At 73.8% G+C, this 17,494-nt stretch carries 18 protein-coding genes; 11 read left to right on the forward strand and 7 right to left on the reverse strand.

What is annotated here, in order from left to right; translation table 11 throughout:
• Positions 1–20: 20 nt before the first annotated feature.
• Complete coding sequence (locus tag AFE02nite_RS00865; RefSeq protein ID WP_034244251.1) at positions 21–749, forward strand: DUF4386 family protein; 729 nt, start codon at positions 21–23, stop codon at positions 747–749.
• 29 nt (positions 750–778) lie between these two features.
• On the opposite strand, the gene AFE02nite_RS00870 is transcribed toward AFE02nite_RS00865, so the two are convergent.
• The gene (locus tag AFE02nite_RS00870) at positions 779–1,402 is read right to left on the reverse strand and encodes a class I SAM-dependent methyltransferase (protein WP_052113494.1); all 624 of its coding nucleotides are present in this window, start codon (positions 1,400–1,402) and stop codon (positions 779–781) included.
• A gap of 136 nt (positions 1,403–1,538) precedes the next feature.
• On the opposite strand from AFE02nite_RS00870, the gene AFE02nite_RS00875 reads away from it, so the two are divergent.
• Both AFE02nite_RS00875 and AFE02nite_RS17230 read left to right on the forward strand, forming a co-directional pair.
• On the forward strand, positions 1,539–2,996 hold the full coding sequence (locus tag AFE02nite_RS00875; RefSeq protein ID WP_034244249.1) for an NAD(P)/FAD-dependent oxidoreductase: 1,458 nt from the start codon (positions 1,539–1,541) through the stop codon (positions 2,994–2,996).
• A gap of 41 nt (positions 2,997–3,037) precedes the next feature.
• Positions 3,038–3,190, forward strand: a complete 153-nt coding sequence (locus AFE02nite_RS17230; RefSeq protein WP_186814436.1) for a hypothetical protein — start codon at positions 3,038–3,040, stop codon at positions 3,188–3,190.
• A 53-nt stretch (positions 3,191–3,243) separates the two neighbouring features.
• Here AFE02nite_RS17230 and AFE02nite_RS00880 read toward each other — a convergent pair whose 3' ends face one another.
• Positions 3,244–4,284, reverse strand: a complete 1,041-nt coding sequence (locus AFE02nite_RS00880) for a glutathione S-transferase family protein (RefSeq protein ID WP_034244247.1) — start codon at positions 4,282–4,284, stop codon at positions 3,244–3,246.
• Positions 4,285–4,411: 127 nt separating this feature from the next.
• Between AFE02nite_RS00880 and AFE02nite_RS00885 the strand changes: the two genes are divergently transcribed.
• The 3 genes from AFE02nite_RS00885 (at position 4,412) to AFE02nite_RS00895 (ending at position 8,409) form a co-directional block, all read left to right on the forward strand.
• A complete protein-coding gene (locus tag AFE02nite_RS00885) occupies positions 4,412–5,461 on the forward strand; it encodes a lipoate--protein ligase family protein (protein ID WP_034244245.1) in 1,050 nt (349 codons plus the stop codon).
• 113 nt (positions 5,462–5,574) lie between these two features.
• A complete protein-coding gene (locus tag AFE02nite_RS00890) occupies positions 5,575–6,876 on the forward strand; it encodes an LCP family protein (RefSeq protein ID WP_146818934.1) in 1,302 nt (433 codons plus the stop codon).
• A gap of 90 nt (positions 6,877–6,966) precedes the next feature.
• Entirely contained in the window at positions 6,967–8,409 is a 1,443-nt protein-coding gene (locus tag AFE02nite_RS00895) for a peptidase M16 family protein (RefSeq protein ID WP_034244244.1), read from the forward strand.
• Positions 8,410–8,414: 5 nt separating this feature from the next.
• Here AFE02nite_RS00895 and AFE02nite_RS00900 read toward each other — a convergent pair whose 3' ends face one another.
• Complete coding sequence (locus tag AFE02nite_RS00900) at positions 8,415–9,161, reverse strand: YggS family pyridoxal phosphate-dependent enzyme (RefSeq protein WP_052113492.1); 747 nt, start codon at positions 9,159–9,161, stop codon at positions 8,415–8,417.
• On the opposite strand from AFE02nite_RS00900, the gene AFE02nite_RS00905 reads away from it, so the two are divergent.
• Positions 9,160–9,798 (forward strand): nucleoside/nucleotide kinase family protein, encoded by a 639-nt coding sequence (locus AFE02nite_RS00905; RefSeq protein WP_034244242.1) that lies wholly within the window; start codon positions 9,160–9,162, stop codon positions 9,796–9,798. The two genes, AFE02nite_RS00900 and AFE02nite_RS00905, sit on opposite strands and share 2 nt — an antisense overlap.
• Before the next feature lies 1 nt (position 9,799).
• Here the strand turns inward: AFE02nite_RS00905 and ybaK are convergent, their stop codons facing one another.
• Both ybaK and AFE02nite_RS00915 read right to left on the reverse strand, forming a co-directional pair.
• The gene (gene ybaK, locus AFE02nite_RS00910) at positions 9,800–10,291 is read right to left on the reverse strand and encodes a Cys-tRNA(Pro) deacylase (protein WP_034244240.1); all 492 of its coding nucleotides are present in this window, start codon (positions 10,289–10,291) and stop codon (positions 9,800–9,802) included.
• 32 nt (positions 10,292–10,323) lie between these two features.
• A complete protein-coding gene (locus AFE02nite_RS00915; protein ID WP_034244238.1) occupies positions 10,324–12,897 on the reverse strand; it encodes a DEAD/DEAH box helicase in 2,574 nt (857 codons plus the stop codon).
• Between the two features lie 30 nt (positions 12,898–12,927).
• Here AFE02nite_RS00915 and AFE02nite_RS00920 point away from each other — a divergent pair, with 30 nt between their 5' ends.
• The 3 genes from AFE02nite_RS00920 (at position 12,928) to AFE02nite_RS00930 (ending at position 14,873) form a co-directional block, all read left to right on the forward strand.
• Entirely contained in the window at positions 12,928–13,563 is a 636-nt protein-coding gene (locus AFE02nite_RS00920) for a pyridoxine/pyridoxamine 5'-phosphate oxidase (RefSeq protein WP_034244237.1), read from the forward strand.
• An 11-nt stretch (positions 13,564–13,574) separates the two neighbouring features.
• Positions 13,575–13,991 carry a ribonuclease HI gene (gene rnhA, locus AFE02nite_RS00925; RefSeq protein ID WP_052113496.1) on the forward strand — a complete coding sequence of 139 codons (417 nt, stop codon included), beginning with the start codon at positions 13,575–13,577 and terminating at the stop codon, positions 13,989–13,991.
• A gap of 87 nt (positions 13,992–14,078) precedes the next feature.
• Positions 14,079–14,873, forward strand: a complete 795-nt coding sequence (locus AFE02nite_RS00930) for a methyltransferase domain-containing protein (protein ID WP_034244233.1) — start codon at positions 14,079–14,081, stop codon at positions 14,871–14,873.
• Here the strand turns inward: AFE02nite_RS00930 and AFE02nite_RS00935 are convergent.
• Positions 14,857–15,867 (reverse strand): DUF418 domain-containing protein, encoded by a 1,011-nt coding sequence (locus AFE02nite_RS00935; RefSeq protein ID WP_052113491.1) that lies wholly within the window; start codon positions 15,865–15,867, stop codon positions 14,857–14,859. The genes AFE02nite_RS00930 and AFE02nite_RS00935 overlap by 17 nt on opposite strands.
• Positions 15,868–15,891: 24 nt before the next feature.
• Here AFE02nite_RS00935 and AFE02nite_RS00940 point away from each other — a divergent pair, with 24 nt between their 5' ends.
• Positions 15,892–16,665, forward strand: coding sequence for a fumarylacetoacetate hydrolase family protein (locus tag AFE02nite_RS00940; protein WP_034244231.1), 774 nt, complete (start codon positions 15,892–15,894; stop codon positions 16,663–16,665).
• Here AFE02nite_RS00940 and AFE02nite_RS00945 read toward each other — a convergent pair whose 3' ends face one another.
• Entirely contained in the window at positions 16,666–17,472 is an 807-nt protein-coding gene (locus tag AFE02nite_RS00945; RefSeq protein ID WP_052113490.1) for an alpha/beta fold hydrolase, read from the reverse strand. It abuts the gene before it with no gap.
• Between the last annotated feature and the right edge of the window lie 22 nt (positions 17,473–17,494).

The raw sequence follows: 17,494 nt of genomic DNA on the forward strand, positions 1-17,494 counted from the left end.
GCGTACGAGCGTCGAGGGGCATGACGCCTGTCGATGCCGGGACGGTCCTGCCGGACGTCGCGCGCTTCCACGGACTGGTCCGGGTCGGGGCGTGGGTCGCTCTGGCGAGCGTCGCCATGATCGCCCTGCAGGTCGGGTGCTACCTCGTCGCGCCGCCCCCGGACACGACGGTGGGGTTCTTCGAGCTCCTGGTCGAGAACCCGGCGTACGGGCTGATCACGCTCGACCTGCTGTACGTCGTCAGCAACCTCCTGGCCTACCTTCTCTACCTCGCGCTCGCGGTCGTGCTCTGGCGGGTCAGCCTGTCCGGCGTGGTGGTGGCCCTCGCGTTCGGCACGCTGGGGATGGCGGCCTACATGGCGTCCCCGCGTGCGGTCGAGATGCTCACGCTGGCGCGCGCGTACGACGGCGCCGACGCTGCCGAGCGCGTGGCGCTCGTCGCCACGGGCGACGGGATGCTGGCCACGTGGACGGGCACCGCGTTCGACGTGTACTACGTCTTCAACCTCGTGACGCTGCTCGTGCTCGCGGTCCTGCTCATGCGGTCCCGGGTGTTCAGCCGGGCGACGGCGTGGTGGGGCCTGGCGGCCGCGGTGCTCATGGCCGTGCCGTCCAACGTCGGCGTGGTCGGCCTGGCGTTCGCGATGGCGTCGCTCGTGCCCTGGTCCGTGTTCGCCGTGCTCGTCGGGCGTCGCCTGCTCCGTCTGCTCGCCCTGTCCGGCGGCGCCGACGGCGCGGCGCCCGCCTGAGCCCGGCCGGGGCGCGCGGGGGTCGGCGGTCAGGCGACCGGCCGCCGGGCGACGACGTGGAACACGTGCCAGTGCTTGGGGCCCGTGTACGCCGTGCCGTCCGCGTCCTCCTCGGTCCAGGTGACGATCTCGAGGCCTTCGACGAGGGCGCGCGCCTCCTCGGCCGTGTGGAACGTCATCTCGGGGTCGCCGTACGCGTCGTCGTGCGGGCCGAAGAGCTGGCAGGCGAGCACGGCGCCCGGCCGCAGGGACGCGCGGACCGCGGCCCACAGCCGGTGGAAGTGCACGGGCTCGCAGTACGGCAGGGAGTAGGAGGCGTGCACGAGGTCCGCCTCGGGCAGGACGTCGATGTCCCCGTACGAGGTCTGGTGGATGTGCAGTCGCCCGCGGAGCTCGGGCGGGGTGCGCTCGGCGAGCCGCTCGAGCGCGGCGGGCTCCCCGTCGATCGCGTGCACGATCCAGCCCTCCTCGAGGAGAGCCGTCACCTCGACGCCCTCGCCGCAGCCCAGGTCGATGGCCACGGGCGGGCGGTCGGCCGGCCGCCCGTCGGCGGCGCCGGAGCCGGCGGCCTCGAGGGCGGCCCCGAGCGATGCCCGAGGCGCTCGGCCGGCCTGAGCGGCGTTGTACTCGTCCCAGCTGATGTCGTGCGGCACGCCCGCACCCTAGCCCTCGAACCCCACCCGGAGCATGATCATCGTGAGGAGACGGCGCCGTATCTCATACCCCATGGGGTATAGGCTCCCGTCGCGCGGCGGTCACCCGGCCGCCGGTGGACTCGAGGAGGAGTCGATGGCACGGGTCGTCATCCTGGGCGCCGGCGTGGCGGGTCACACCGCCGCGTTGCACCTGCGCCGGATGCTCGCCAAGGAGCACGACATCGTCGTGGTCGCCCCGAACGCGAAGTGGAACTGGATCCCGTCGAACATCTGGGTGGGCGTGGGCCGGATGACCACCGAGCAGGTGGTGTTCCCGCTCGCACCGATCTACCGCCGGAAGGGGATCGAGCACCACCAGGCCCTGGCGACGACGATCTTCCCGGAGGGGACGGCGGAGGACCGGCGCCCGTGCGTCGAGGTGCGATCGACAGCGCCCGGGACCGAGGGCGAGACGTCGCGTCTGCACTACGACTTCCTCATCAACGCGACCGGGCCGAAGCTGAACTTCGCCGCCACGCCGGGTCTCGGGCCAGACGGCCACTCCCTGTCGGTCTGCACCGCGTCGCACGCGGCCGAGACCGCCGAGGTCTTCGAGGAGCTCGTCGCGGCCCTCCGGCGCGGGGAGCGCAAGACGGTCGTCATCGGGACCGGCCATGGCACGTGCACCTGCGAGGGTGCGGCGTTCGAGTACACGTTCAACGTGGAGCACGAGCTGCGTGCTCGCGGCGTGCGCGACAACGCGGAGATCGTCTACCTCACGAACGAGCACGAGCTCGGCGACTTCGGCGTCGGCGGGATGTCGTTCACCCAGCGAGGCTTCACGACGTCGTCGAAGACGTGGACGGAGTCGCTCTTCCGCGAGCGCGGGGTGCGGGCGATCCTCGGGGCGCACGTGCAGCGCGTCGAGCCGGGTGTCCTTCACTACGAGCAGCTCGACGGCTCCGAGCACACCCTGGCGTTCGACTTCGCCATGCTCCTGCCGCCGTTCCGGGGCGCCGACCTGCGTGCTGTCGGGCGGGACGGCGCGGACCTCACCGAGCGGTTGTTCGCCCCGAACGGCATGATGCGCGTGGACGCCGACTACACGCCCAAGCCGTACGACCAGTGGTCCGCGGAGGACTGGCCGCGGACCTACCAGAACCCGGACTTCCCGACGATCTTCGCTCCCGGGATCGCGTTCGCTCCGCCGCACCCGATCTCCGTTCCGCGGACCAGCCCGAGCGGGACGGTCATCACCCCCGCGCCGCCACGGACCGGGATGCCCGCGGGCATCCAGGCCAAGACCGTCGCCCTGACGATCCGGGACCTCATCGGGAGAGGCCCGGACGCTCCCGCGCACGCCGCCTCGATGGCCCGCATGGGCGCTGCCTGCATCGCGTCGGCGGGGACCGGGCTGACCAAGGGCTCGGCCGCGTCGATGACGATGTACCCGGTCGTCCCCGACCGCCAGGCGTACCCGGCCACCGGCCGGGACCGCCGCGGGACATCGGGCGAGATCGGCCTGGCCGGCCACTGGATGAAGGCGCTGCTGCACTACCTGTTCATCTACAAGGCCAAGGCGCGACCGCTCTGGTTCCTCATCCCCGAGTGATCGACGCCCACGACCAGACGCCCCAGACGAGAGGAACCACCGTGGCCGGACCGTTCGCCGACGAGGCCATCGCGTCAGCGCCGCTGCCCACCGAGCGGACCCTGCGCCGCCGGCGCAACGTGCTCGTGCAGGTCGTGCGATTCGTCGCGATCAACCTGAAGATGATCCGCGTCATCGCCCGCGGGCACGGCTGACGCGGCCGGGGGCGGGCGTCGGGCGCGCCTCCGCTGACCGGCCCGGGGCCCCGTCAGCCCAGCGGCGTGCCCGCCGCGGCGACCCGTTCGCCGTCGGGCACCGGTCCCGGGGGCGTGCCGTCGCCGAACGGGCGGCCGCCGAGCTGCTCCCTGCCGTGCGGGTGCAGCCACCCGGACAGGTCCGGCCCGGCGGGCACGATCCCGGTGGGGTTGATGTCCGTGTGCACCACGTAGTAGTGCTCCTTGATCTGGGCGAAGTCGACGGTGTCGCCGAAGCCCGGGGTCTGGAACAGGTCGCGTGCGTAGGCCCACAGGGCGGGCATCTCGGTGAGCTTGGTCCGGTTGCACTTGAAGTGGCCGTGATAGACGGCGTCGAACCGCACGAGCGTGGTGAACAGGCGGACGTCGGCCTCGGTGATCGTGTCCCCGACGAGGTAGCGCTGCCCGGTCAGGCGCTCCTCGAGCCAGTCCAGACCGTCGAACAGCGAGCGGTAGGCGGCGTCGTACGCGTCCTGGGAGCCGGCGAAGCCGCAGCGGTACACGCCGTTGTTGACCTTGGCGTAGACGCGGCGGTTGACCTGGTCGATCTCGTCGCGCAGGCGCTCGGGGTAGAGGTCCGGCGCGCCCGGCCGGTGGTGGGCGGTCCACTCGAGCTCGAGGTCGAGGGTCATCTGGGCGAAGTCGTTGGTCACGACGGCGCCCGAGCGCACGTCGACGATCGCCGGCACCGTGATGCCGCGCGAGTAGTGCGGGTCGCGGGCGAAGAACGCCTCCTGGAGCCGCTCGATGCCGAGCACGGGGTCGCGCCCGCCGGGGTCGAGGTCGAAGGTCCACGAGCGCGCGTCGTGCGTCGGACCCGCCAGGCCCATGGACAGCGCGGACTCGAGTCCGAGCAGCCGGCGCACGATGATCACCCGGCTCGCCCACGGGCACGCGCGCGCCGCGATCAGCCGGTACCGGCCGGGCTCCACGGGGAAGCCGTCGCGGCCGTCCGCGGTGATGCGGGTGGCCAGGTACCTGTCGTCGCGCGTGTACTCCTGCCCGGGCACGGAGTACACGCCGCCGGTGCTGTGCTCGGGGCGCTCGTCGCTCATCCAGCCATGGTGCACGACGGCGGGGCGCGGGCACTGGCGAGGACCCGGCTGCAGGGGCGAAAGGCGCGCGGTTACGCTCACCGCTGACAGCGGCACCCGCCCTCGACGGCAGACATAGGATGATTTCGTGCGCGGAGAGTACAAGGTCCCCGGTGGCAAGCTCGTGGCGGTCGACGTCGAGGTGGCCGACGGCCGCATCGCCACGGCGGCGGTGAGCGGCGACTTCTTCCTCGAGCCGGACGACGCCCTCGAGGCGATCGACGCGGCGCTCGTCGGCGAGCCCGAGGGCGCGAGCGTGGCCCGGCTGACCGGCGTCGTGCAGGCGGCCGTGGGCGAGGACGTGACCATGGTGGGCTTCACGCCCGAGGCGATCGCGATCGCCGTGCGGCGGGCCCTCGGCCACGCGACGCGGTGGGAGGACCACACCTTCGAGATCGTGCACGAGGGGCCGCAGAGCCCGGCGATGCACATGGCGCTGGACCAGGCGTTGTCCGAGGCCGTCGCAGCGGGCACACGCCGGCCGACCCTGCGGATCTGGGAGTGGGGCGCACCGGCCGTCGTCATCGGCTCGTTCCAGTCGCTGCGCAACGAGGTCGACCCGGAGGGGGCGGAGCGCCACGGCATCACGGTGGTCCGGCGGATCTCCGGCGGTGGCGCGATGTTCATCGAGCCCGGCAACACGATCACCTACTCGCTCACCGTTCCCGCGTCGCTCGTCGAGGGCCTGAGCTTCGAGCGCTCGTACGGCTTCCTCGACGACTGGGTGCTGGGTGCCCTGCGCGAGCTCGGCATCGACGCCACGTACGTGCCGCTCAACGACATCGCGTCCCCGGCCGGCAAGATCGCCGGCGCCGCGCAGAAGCGCCTGGCCGGCGGCACGGTGCTGCACCACGTGACGATGGCGTACGACATCGACGCCACGAAGATGCTCGAGGTGCTGCGCATCGGCCGCGAGAAGCTCTCGGACAAGGGCACGACGAGCGCCAACAAGCGCGTGGACCCGCTGCGCTCGCAGACCGGCATGCCGCGCGCCGACGTCATCGAGGCGTTCAAGAACCACTTCCGCGCGCGCTACGACACGGTGGACGGCGGCGTCACCGAGCAGGAGCGGGCGCGCGCCGCCGAGCTCGTCGCGACCAAGTTCGGCACCGAGGAGTGGACCGCCCGAGTGCCCTGAGCGCGCGCCGCCGCCGCGTCTGCTGCCGCGCGCCGGCGACCTGCGCAGCACCTCCACGCGTTGTGCACATCTGCGCAGGTCAGCGCGCTGTCGCCACCTCTAGCGTGCCCAGCATGGGTAGGCGGACGAAGCAGGGGGGCGTGCCGCGGCACGTCCGAGCGATGCGGTCGTACCGACGGGCGCGCGCCGTGGCCCTCGTGCTGGTGGGGGTCGTCGCGCTGGGTGGCGGCTTCGTGGGCTTCACGGTCCTCCGCTGGCGGAGCAACGTCACGACGCTGCCGTCGGTCGCCTCGCTCGTGGCCCCGCCGAGCACCCCCCCGGGGGCCCCGCCCGTCGTCGGACGATCGGTCGACGCCGACGACCCGATGCCGGGCAGCGCGCTGAACCTGCTCCTGCTCGCCACCGACGACCGGTCCGGTGAGAACGCCGCGCTCGCCGGCGCCGATCCGGGTGGCGGGAGCGACACCGCGCTCATCGCGCACATCTCGGCGGACCGGTCGCGGGTGGAGCTCGTCTCGCTCCCGCGCGACTCGCGGGCCCAGATCCCCGCGTGCCACCTCGACCGTGAGCCCGACGGACCCATGTCGCAGCCGCGGACGGCGAAGTTCAACGCGGCCTTCGCGACCGGGTGGGCCACCGGGGACCCGGCCCTCGCCGCCCTCTGCACCATCTCGACGGTCCAGACGATGACGGGTCTGACGATCCACGGGTACGCCATCGTCGACATGGTCGGCTTCGTCGGGATGGTCGACGCCGTCGGTGGCGTGCGGGTGTGCGTCCCCGAGCCGCTGCGGGACACGCGGTACACCGGGCTCGACCTGTCGGCGGGGTGGCACGACCTCCAAGGCGTCCCGGCGCTGCAGTACGTCCGGGCCCGGCACGTCGACGGCGGTGACGGGACCGACCCGGCACGGATCGAGCGGCAGCACCGGTTCCTCGGGGCGCTCGTGCGCAAGGTGCTCTCGTCCGAGGTCCTCTCCAGCCCGCTGGCCATGGGGCGGTTCCTGGACGCCGCGACGTCGTCGCTGATGGTCTCCGAGGAGCTCGCCGACCCGGGGACGATGCTCGGCCTCGCCTGGTCGCTCCGGGGGCTCGACGCGACGGACCTCACGTTCATGACAGTGCCGTGGGCGTACGCCGACGGGGGCAGGTACGTGGCCTGGACGAGCGACGCGGACGAGGTGTGGGCGCGACTCCTCGCCGACATGCCCCTCGCCGGCGGGGCGCCAGGGGGCAACCCGTCGGCGGTGGGCACGCCCGCGGCCGGCGGCGCGGACGGGGGGCCGGCCGGGGGTGCGGCCGGTGACGGCACGGCCGGTGACGGGACGGCCGGTGACGGGACGGGTGGCGCCCCGCCCGTCGGCGGGGCCGTGCTGCGGACGGCGGAGGACCCGGAGGCGGCCCTCTGCGGCTGACGGGCGCTGGACGGATTTACCCCGGTCGAACGGTGAGACCGCGACTGAAGTCCCTGGGACGTTGCGCTGCGTGATCCGTAGCGTCGGGGGATGGACACCCGATCGGGTGAGTTCGTGGAGACCGAGGTCTCCGGCATCCGGACGCTGCACGTGCCGGCCCCCGGCTGCACGCGCATGACCCTGCACATCGGTGCGGGCTGGGCGGACGAGTCCTTCGTCACCCGCGGGATGACCCACGCGATCGAGCACCTGGTCATGGGAGCTGCCGAGCCGGGCCGCCTCGAGAGCAACGCGTGCGTGACGCCGTTCCAGACGGCGTTCTGGGCGAACGGGCCCGCCGACCGGGTCGGGCGGTTCCTCGGTCAGGTCGCCGCGGCGCTGCGGGACCTGCCGCTGGACCGGCTCGCGCGCGAGCGGAACGTGCTGGAGGCCGAGACGCACGGCCACACGTACGGTGCGCACGAGGTGCTCCTGAAGTCGCGGTTCGGCAACGCCGGCCCCGGGCTCGGGATGTTCCCCGGCCTCGGCTCTCTCGGGCTCGAGCCCGAGGTCGTCGCCCGCCACCACGCGCAGTGGTTCGTGGCTGGGAACGCCGTCCTGACGGTCGTCGGGCCGATGCCCGAGGACCTCGACCTCCGGCTGCCGCCCGGCCAGGCGCCGGCGCGCAGCTTCGGCTCCTGGAGCGCCGGGCCGGCCTGGGACCGCGCGGACGTGAGCGACCCGTGCGCGTCGATCGAGGGCCGCGACGCGCCGGCGGCCTCCCTCGCGATCCGCGCGACGGCGGGCGCGCTCGAACGGCGGCTGCGCCACGAGCTCGGGATCGTCTACGGCGTCGTGCCGGACCTCATCCGGCTGCCCGGCACCGGGCGGGTGGTGCTGCAGCTGACCACCCGGTCCGCGCCGGGCGCAGAGGCCGAGGTCGCGACCGCGCTCATCGAGGAGCTCGAGCACCGCGGCCAGGTCGGCGTGACGGCCGACGAGCTCGCGGAGGACCTGGAGTGGTCCGCGGCCCTCGCCGACGACCTGGACACCGTGGCGAGCCACGTCCAGCTGCAGGCCGAGCGGTTGCTCGCGGGCCAGCCCGCCGTGCAGCAGGCCGACGCGCGGGCGCGCGTCGCCGCCGTGACGGCCGAGGAGGTCACCAGCGCACTGCGCGAGTCGTTGCCGACCGCGATGCTCCTGGTGCCCCGTGACTGCACGGCGCCGGCCGGGCTTCCGCTCGTGCCGACGTGCGCGGCGGTGCCCGCCTTCACCACACCCCGGCTACGGCGTCGGCTGCGGTCTGGGCTGCCCGCCGGGGCCGAGCTCGGATTCGCCGACGACGTCGTGCAGTACCGGGACGAGGACGGGGACGTGCACGAGGTGCGGTTCGACGAGTGCGTGGGCGTCGGCGTCGCGCGCGACGGGCGCCTGCTCTTCGGGCGTCGGGGTTGCTTCGTGTGGGTCGACCCCCGCGAGTTCAGGGGCGCCGAGGCCGTGGTGCAGGCGATCGACGAGCGCGTCCCCGCCGAGCTGCGCTTCGCGCTCAGCTGACTCCGTCAGGCGGGAGCTGGCCGGGCGCCGAACACCGCGGTGCCCACGCGCACGGTCGTCGCGCCCTCGGCGACCGCGAGCTCGAGGTCGCCGCTCATGCCCATCGAGAGCTCGCGCGCGCCCGGCAGATCCCGGACGACGGCGTCGCGCACCTGCCGCAGGCGCGCGTAGCCGGCGCGGACGGCAGCGGCGTCGGGGGAGTTGAGGCCGATCGTCATGAAGCCCGTCAGGCGCAGCCGGGGGAGGGCGGCCACCCGCGCGGCGAGCTCGGCCGCGCCGTCGGGCGCGATGCCCGACTTCGTGGCCTCGCCGGAGACGTTCACCTGCACCATCACCTCCAGGTCGCGGCCGAGGTCGGCGCAGCGACGTGACAGGCGTTCGGCCAGGGGCAGCGTGTCGACCGACTCGACGCAGGCCACGAGGGGTCGGTCCGGGTGGAGGACCGTTGTCACCTTGTTCGACTGAAGGTGCCCGATCAGGTGGACCTCCGGGCGCAGGTCCGCCACGGCCGCGGTGTGCGCGACGAGCTCCTGCACCCGGTTCTCGCCGATCAGTGCGGCGCCCGCCAGCACGGCGGCGCGGACGACGTCGTCGGGCAGGGTCTTGGTGGCCAGCAGCAGGCGGACGTCCGACGGGGACCGGCCGGCGGCCTCGGCGGCGGCGGCGACGCGGGCGCGGACGGCTGCGATCCGCTCGGCGATCTCGGCGACCGTGGGCACGCATGGACGATATCCGTGCGAGGCTCCGACCATGGAACGGGCCGCCGCGCTGGACCTGCTCGCCGACCGGGTCGCCGCCCTGCCGCGCCCGGCGCTCGTCGCGATCGACGGCGTCGACGGCGTGGGCAAGACCGTGCTCGCCGACGACCTCGCCGCCGTGCTCGGACAGCGCGGCGAGCGCATCGTGCGCACGGGGATCGACGGCTTCCACCGTCCGCGGGCGCAGAGGTACGCGCGCGGTCGCACGTCGCCCGAGGGCTACTTCTTCGACTCCTTCGACCTCGCCGCGTTCCGGCGCTGCGTGATCGAGCCGGTCCGCTCGGGCGGACAGGTCCGGACGGCGGCGTTCGACCACCGCAGCGACGCCCCGGTACCCGGTGAGCTGGTCGACGTCGTGGGTGCCATCGTCCTGGTCGACGGGGTGTTCCTGCAGCGCGACGAGCTGCACGGCGCCTGGGACCTGGCCGTGTTCCTGCGCGCGGACTTCGTGGCGACGTACGCGCGGATGAGCGTCCGGGACGGCTCGCCGGCCGACCCGGAGGACCCGGCCAACCGCCGCTACCTCGAGGGGCAGCGGCTCTACCTGAACCGCTGCCGGCCCCAGGAGCGTGCGGACGTCGTCCTCGACGTCACCGACGTGAGCGCGCCGGTCGTCGTCTCCGGCCTGTGAGTCAGCCGCGCGCGATGTCGGCCACGCTCGCGCGCGTGAGGGCGATGAGGTCGGCCGGCGCGAGCCCGATGTCCATCCCGCGACGCCCGCCGGACACGTAGACGGTCTCGTAGAGCTCGGCGGTCTCGTCGATCACCGTCGGATGGGCGGTCTTCTGGCCGAGCGGGGAGATGCCGCCGACGACGTAGCCCGTCGCCCGCTCGGCATCGCGCGGGTTGGCCATCGTCGCCCGCTTGCCGCCGACCGCCGCGGCGAGCGCCTTGAGGTCGAGCGTCGTCGTGACCGGCACGACCGCGACGGTCAGCGTCCCGTCGACCTCGGCCAGCAGCGTCTTGAAGACCTGCTCGGGGGCCAGGCCGAGCGCCTGGGCGGCCTCGAGGCCGTAGCCCGCCGGCGTCGCGGGGTCGTGCTCGTAGGTGTGCACCGTGTGCGCGACGCCGGCGCGGGTCAGGGCGACGAGGGCCGGGGTGCCGGTGGGTGCGTGCTTGGCCACGCGCTGAGCCTACGAGGCCGTCGCGCCGGACCTCAGAGGCGTCCGGCCGCCGTCACGACGAGCACGGCCTCGCCCGCCTCGTCGCTGGCCGCCAGGTCGATCTCGGCGTCGATGCGCCAGTCGTGGTCGCCGGAAGGGTCGTCGAGCAGCTGCCGCACCGTCCAGCGGCCCGGTCCGGGTTGCGTGCCGGGAGCCCCCTCGGTGACGAGCAGCAGGGCCGGTCCCCGCGCGTCGGGCCCCGTGCCCAGCTCGTCGTGCTCGTCGAAGTACGGGTCGAGCGCGTCGCGCCAGCGGTCGGCGGTCCACGCCCGCCCGTCCGGGTCGGTGTCACCCAGCGCGCCGAGCCCGGCCCAGTCCTCGCGGGCCGCGAGCTGGACCCGGCGGAACAGGGCGTTGCGGACCATCACCCGGAACGCGCGCACGTTGCCGGTCAGCCGCGGCGGTGCTGCGTCGGGGCGGGGTGCGCCGTCGTCGGCCGCCGCGACCCCCTGCAGGCGCTCCCACTCGTCGACGAGGCTCGAGTCGACCCCGCGGACGACCTCGCCGAGCCACGCGACGACGTCCTCGAGCGCCTCGTCGCGACGCTCCGGCGGGACGGTCTGGCGCAGCGCGCGATCGGCGTCCGCGAGGTAGCGCAGCAGGACGCCCTCCGCCCGCTCGAGGCCGAACTGGGAGACGTACTCGGTGAACGTCGCCGCGCGCTCGACCATGTCGCGGACCACCGACTTGGGGGAGGGCAGGTGGTCCGACACCCAGGGGTTCGTGCGCCGGTACACCGTGAACGCGCCCTCGAGCGCCTCGGCCAGCGGCTTCGGGTAGGTGACGTCCTCCAGGGCCGCCATCCGCTCGTCGTAGTCGTAGCCCTCGGCCTTCATCGCCGCGACGGCCTCGCCGCGGGCGTGCTTCTCCTGCGCCACGAGGACGGCGCGCGGGTCGTCCAGGGTGGACTCGATCACGGAGACGACGTCGAGGGCGTACCCCGGGTCAGCCGCGTCGAGCATGTCGAGCGCCGCGTACGCGAAGGGCGACAGCGGCTGGTTGAGCGCGAACTCCTCCGGCAGCGCCATCGTCAGGCGGACGGTCCAGCGGCCGTCGGCCCGCCGGACGCGCTCGACGACGCCCGCCTCGCGCAGCGAGCGGTACACGCGCACCGCCTGCCGCACGTGCCGGCCCCGGGCCGCGGGCGACTCGTGGTTGTCGGTGAGCAGTCCCGTCATCGCCTCGACGGGGTCGCCCGTGGGACGCGCGAGGACGTTGAGGACCATGGCGTGGCTCACCGCGAACTGCGAGGTCAGCGGCTCGGGCGGGGCGTCGCGAAGCCGCTCGAAGGTGCTCTCGGTCCAGTTCACGTGCCCGGCGGGCGCGGACTTGCGGACGATCTTGCGGACCTTCTTCGGGTCGTCGCCGGCCCTGGCCAGGGCCCGCCGGTTCTCGATGACGTGCTCGGGCGCCATGACGACGACGTCGCCGGCGGTGTCGTAGCCGGCCCGGCCCGCGCGCCCGGCGATCTGGTGGAACTCCCGTGCCGTCAGGTGCCGCATCCGGGTGCCGTCGTACTTGACGAGCGAGGTGAGGACGACCGTGCGGATGGGCACGTTGATGCCCACGCCGAGGGTGTCCGTCCCGCAGACGACGGTGAGCAGCCCGCGCTGCGTGAGGCGCTCGACGAGGCGGCGGTAGCGAGGGAGCATCCCGGCGTGGTGGACCCCCACGCCGTGCGACAGCAGGCGCCGCAGCGTCTTGCCGAAGCCCGTGCCGAAGCGGAAGGCGCCGATCTCGGCCGCGATCGCGTCGCGCGCCTCGCGCGTGGCGACGGGCGTCGACGTCAGCGCCTGCGCCTGCTCGACGGCGTCGCGCTGGGTGAAGTGCACCAGGTACACCGGTGCGCGGCCGTCGTGCACGAGGCGTTCGACCACCTCGTGCAGGGGGTCCACGGCATAGGTGTAGGTCAGCGGCACGGGCCGCTGCGTGCCGGTGACGGCGGCCACCGCGCGCCCGGTGCGTCGTCGGAGGTCGTCGACGAAGAACGTGACGTCGCCGAGCGTCGCGGACATCAGCAGGAACTGGGTGCCGGTCATCTCCAGCAGCGGCACCTGCCAGGCCCACCCGCGCTGGGGCTCGGCGTAGAAGTGGAACTCGTCCATCACGACGACGCCGATGTCGTCCGCGCCGGGCACCGCCGGGTCGTCGGGGTGGCCGGGCGGCAGGCCCCCGGTGCGCAGAGCGATGTTGGCGAGGATCTCGGCGGTGCAGCAGATGATCGGCGCCGTCGGGTTCACCGCCGAGTCCCCGGTCATCAGACCGACGTTCTCGGCGCCGAAGATCCGCGCGAGGTCGAAGAACTTCTCGTTGACCAGCGCCTTGATCGGTGCGGTGTAGAACGAGCGCGTGCCGCGCGCGAGCCCGGCCAGGTGGGCGGCGACCGCGACCAACGACTTCCCGCTCCCCGTGGGGGTGGAGAGGATGACGTGCGAGCCGCTGACCAGCTCCATGACCGCCTCGTCCTGCGCGGGGTAGAGCTGGTAGCCCTCGCCGGCCGCCCACGTGACGAAGGCGTCGTAGAGGGCGTCGGGCTCGGGTGTCGAGGGCTGCAGCGTCGGGGTCATCGCTGACATCCTCGCAGTAGTGTTCCGGCCGTGACGCTGCGCGAGACGCTCCGAGACCTGCCGGTCCTCGCCGGCCCGCTCCCGCCGTTCGACGTGGCCGCCGCCGCCGAGGACCCGGTGGAGCAGTTCCTGCGCTGGTTCGCCGACGCCGTGGCGGCCGGCGTTCCCGAGCCGCACGCGATGACCCTGTCGACCGCCGGACCCGCGGCGCGCGTGCTCCTGTGCAAGGACGTCCGCGACGGCGCGTGGGAGTTCGCGACCGACGACCGCAGCGCCAAGGCGCAGGCCATCGCACGCGACGACGCCGTGGCGCTGACGTTCTGGTGGCAGCCGCTCGGGCGTCAGGTACGCATCACGGGCCGCGCCGAGCGGCGGAGCAGCGAGGTGAGCGCGGACGACTTCCGTGGGCGGTCGACGGCGTCCCGCGCCGCCGCCCTGGCGACCCGGCACGGGCAGGTCGTCGAGCCGGGGGAGCTCGCGGCGGCGTTCGAGGCGGCCGAGCGACGGCTCCAGGAGGAGCCGGAGCTCGTGCTCGACTCCTGGGCGGTGTTCCGGGTGGTGCCGCACGAGGTGGAGTTCTGGCAGGGCCGCGCGGATCGCGCCCACGTCCGCCTCGTGTACTCGCGTGGCGACGGCGGCTGGGAGCGGCGGGTGCTCTTCCCGTGAGCGTGGTGGAGATGTGGACCGACGGGGCCTGCAAGGGCAATCCCGGCCCGGGTGGCTGGGGCGCCTACCTGAAGTTCGGCGAGCACGAGCGGGACCTGTTCGGCGGCGAGGCGGAGACCACGAACAACCGGATGGAGCTCACCGCGGTCATCGAGGGCCTGCGGGCGCTGAACCGGCCCTGCACGGTGCGGCTGCACGTCGACTCGACGTACGTCATGCACGGCATCACGCGATGGCTCGCGGGTTGGCAGCGCAACGGGTGGCGCACCGCCTCGAAGCAGCCGGTGAAGAACGCCGACCTGTGGCGGGCCCTGGACGCCGAGCTCGCCCGGCACGAGGTGACCTGGATCTGGGTGAAGGGTCACGCCGGCGACCCGGGCAACGAGCGCGCCGACGCGCTGGCGAACCGCGGCGTACCGCCCCGCTGACCGCTCCCGGGGTCACGGACGCCCAGGGGCTGAGACGCTGCGTCCCGGGACTTGATACGGCCGTCGCCGGAGTGGGTGACTGAACCCATGCCCGACGTCTACACCCACGGTCACCACGAGTCGGTCCTGCGCGCACACACCCGACGCGACGTCGCGAACTCCGCGGCGTACCTGGCGCCCCACCTGCGCCCGGGCATGTCGCTCCTCGACATCGGCTGTGGTCCGGGCACGCTCACGGTGGACCTCGCCCGCCGCGTGGCCCCGGGCCGCGTCCTGGGCGTCGACGCCGTCGCGGAGGTGCTCGACGGCGCGCGCAAGCGCGCGTCGGCCGCCGGGGTCGACGTCGACTTCGTGCAGGGCGACGTGTACCGGCTGGACGTGCCCGACGACACCTTCGACGTCGTGCACGCGCACCAGGTGCTCCAGCACCTGACCGACCCGGTCGCCGCGCTCCGCGAGATGCGGCGGGTCGCCAAGCCGGGCGGGATCGTCGCGGTCCGGGACGCCGACTACGGGGCGTTCACCTGGTTCCCGGCCTCGCCGGGCATCGAGGACTGGCTCCACCTGTACCGCGACGTGACGGTGGCCAACAAGGCCGAGTGCAACGCCGGCCGCCACCTCCTGTCGTGGTTCCAGCGTGCCGGCTTCACCGAGGTCACCCCCGGCGCGAGCGCGTGGTGCTTCGCGGGTCCCGACCGCGAGTGGTGGGCCTCCCTGTGGTCCGAGCGCGTGCTGCACTCGAGCTTCGCCCGGCAGGCTCAGGAGTACGGGCTGGCCGACGACGTCACGCTGGAGCAGCTCCACGACGCCTGGCTGGAGTGGGGTGCGGCACCGGACGGCTGGTTCGGCGTCCTGCACGGGGAGGTCATCGCGCGGGCATGACGGCATCGGCGGTCGCCGTCGAGGCGGCGTGCAGCGCCCGCTCGAGCGGGCCCCGGCCTACCGTGGCCCGCCAGAGCGTGCACGCCGCCACCGTGACCAGCACGAACGCCGCGGCCACCGCGACGTCCGGGTCGAACACGACGCCCCGTCCGAGGATCGCGATCGCCACGACCTGACCGGTGTAGGCGGTCAGCGCCAGCGCCCCCGTCGCCGCCAGGGGGCCGAGCGCCCGCGGCCACCGCTCGCCGGCCACCAGGCACAACCCGAGCACCACGAGGACGACGCCGGTGTTGGCCAGCAGCTCGACCGGGGAGCTGGTGTGCGGCGCGGATGTCAGGAGCGCCCGCTGCAGGGTGTGCGACTCGTCGATGGTGCGCATCGCGACGGCGTTCGTCGCCAGGCCGAGCACCGCCGCGCCGACGCCCCAGGTGACCAGGGTCCGCGGCGTCGTCGGCAGTCGGAGGACACGCCCGACCGCGAGCCCGACGAGCAGGTACGCGATCCAGATCATCGGCGGGTAGTACCGCTGCCACAGGATCGCGAGCGGACCTGCCGACGCGCCGGCGCCGTCGCGGAGCCACGCCGCGAGGGGTGGGGCTGCGAGCGCGACCACCGCGGCGGCGACGAGAAGGGTCCGCGGGCGCCAGGCGAGGGCGGCCGTCAGCATCGCGAACATCACGGCGTACGCGGGCAGGATGATCACCACGGGAGTGCCGAGCGCGTCGAGGACCAGGCCCAGGGGCAGCAGCAGCGCAGCGCGGACCAGGATGCGCACCCGTGCGTACCCCAGCCGCGTCGCGTCCGCGCTGAGCAAGGCGGCCGACACGCCTGCCAGCAGCGCGAATCCCGCCGCGGAGCGCCCGTCGAACGCCTCCAGCCAGCTGCTCCCGTTGGGCAACCGCGCGGCGTCGTCCTCGCCCACGTGGGCGACGACCATGCCGAGCACCGCGAGGCCACGCGCGACGTCCACGCCGACGATGCGCGAGGAACTCACCCCGGCAGCGTAGAGAATGGCCTCGTGCGCATCGCCAGGTTCACCACCGGGGACGACCCCCGCTTCGCCGTCGTCGAGGACGAGACCCTCGTGGTCATCACCGGCGACCCCCTGTACATGCCGGTCCAGCCGACGGGCGAGCGGGTCCCGCTCGACCGCGACGACGTGCGGCTGCTCGCGCCGGTCATCCCGCGGTCGAAGATCGTCGGCGTCGGCCGCAACTACGCGGACCACGCGGCCGAGATGGGCAACGCCGTGCCCACCTCGCCGATGCTGTTCCTCAAGCCGAACACCGCGGTGATCGGGCCCGACGACCCGATCGTCCTGCCGACGTGGTCGGAGGAGGTGCACTTCGAGGCCGAGCTCGCCGTCGTCATCGGCAAGGTCACCAAGGACGTCGCGCCCGAGCGCGCGCTGGAGCGGGTCTTCGGGTTCACCGTCGCCAACGACGTGACTGCGCGGGACGTGCAGCGCGGTGAGCAGCTCTGGACCCGCGCCAAGGGCTTCGACGGGTCGTGCCCGCTCGGGCCGTGGATCGTCCCGGGGCTCGACGTCGACGACCTCGCGATCACGTCGCGGGTCAACGGCGAGACCCGCCAGGACGGCCGGACGAGCGACCTCGTGCACGGCGTCGCCGACCTCGTGGCCTACATCTCCGAGGTGTTCACCCTCCTGCCCGGCGACGTGATCCTCACCGGCACGCCGGCAGGCGTCGGTGAGATCCGGCACGCCGACGTCGTGGAGTGCGAGGTCGAGGACATCGGCGTGCTGCGCAACCCGGTGATCAGGCGCGACTGATCACCGGGTCGCCTCGACCCGCTCCAGCCACGCCCGGACGAGCGCCCCGAACAGCTCCGGCTGCTCGAAGTGGGCGTTGTGCCCGGCGTTGTCGAGGACCGCGAAGGTCGAGTGCGGGAACCGCTCCGCCAGCTGCCACTGCTCCCGGTAGCCCACGATCGCGTCCTGCCGACCCACCAGGACCAGGACGGGCGCCTCGGTGGTGGCGGTGTCCTCGACGAGCCCCCGGCGCGGGCCGAGGACGTTCTCCAGGTAGTCCTGGTCGGCCGCCAGGACGCCCGGCACGACGTCGGCCAGGTTGCGCGCGTAGACGTCCCGCGTGAGCCGTGCGTGGTACTCCGCGAACACCGCGCGGTCCGCCGGCTCGAGCTCGGCGAGCAGGGTCTCGTCCCGCTCGACGGCCTGGGGCGGGTCGACGTCCATGGTGTCCATCCGGACGGCGGGGCAGATCAGGGCGAGCCCGAGCAGGTCCGGTCGGCGCGCCAGGACGCCGCGGCCCACGTGCCCGCCCCACGACTCACCCACGACGGCGTACCGCTCGCCGGGGACGAGCGCGTCCATGAGGTCCACCAGGAGCTGGACCGTCGCGTCGGCGCTGTCGATCGCCGGATGAGCAGGCGTGCCGCCGCGCCCGGGCATGTCCGGGTAGATCCGCAGCCAGGGGGAGTCGTCGGCGAAGAGCGGCTCCAGGGCCCCCGTCATCAGCCGCCGGTCCACGCCCCATCCGTGCAGCATCAGCAGGGGCGTGCCCCGGCCGTGCAGCTCCACCTCGACGTCCACGCCGCCGACCGTCACCGTTCGCCTCATGTCGCGACGCTAGGCGGCGCCT

The sequence above is a fragment of the Actinotalea fermentans genome (assembly GCF_007991475.1).
Classification (GTDB): Bacteria; Actinomycetota; Actinomycetes; order Actinomycetales; family Cellulomonadaceae; genus Actinotalea; species Actinotalea fermentans.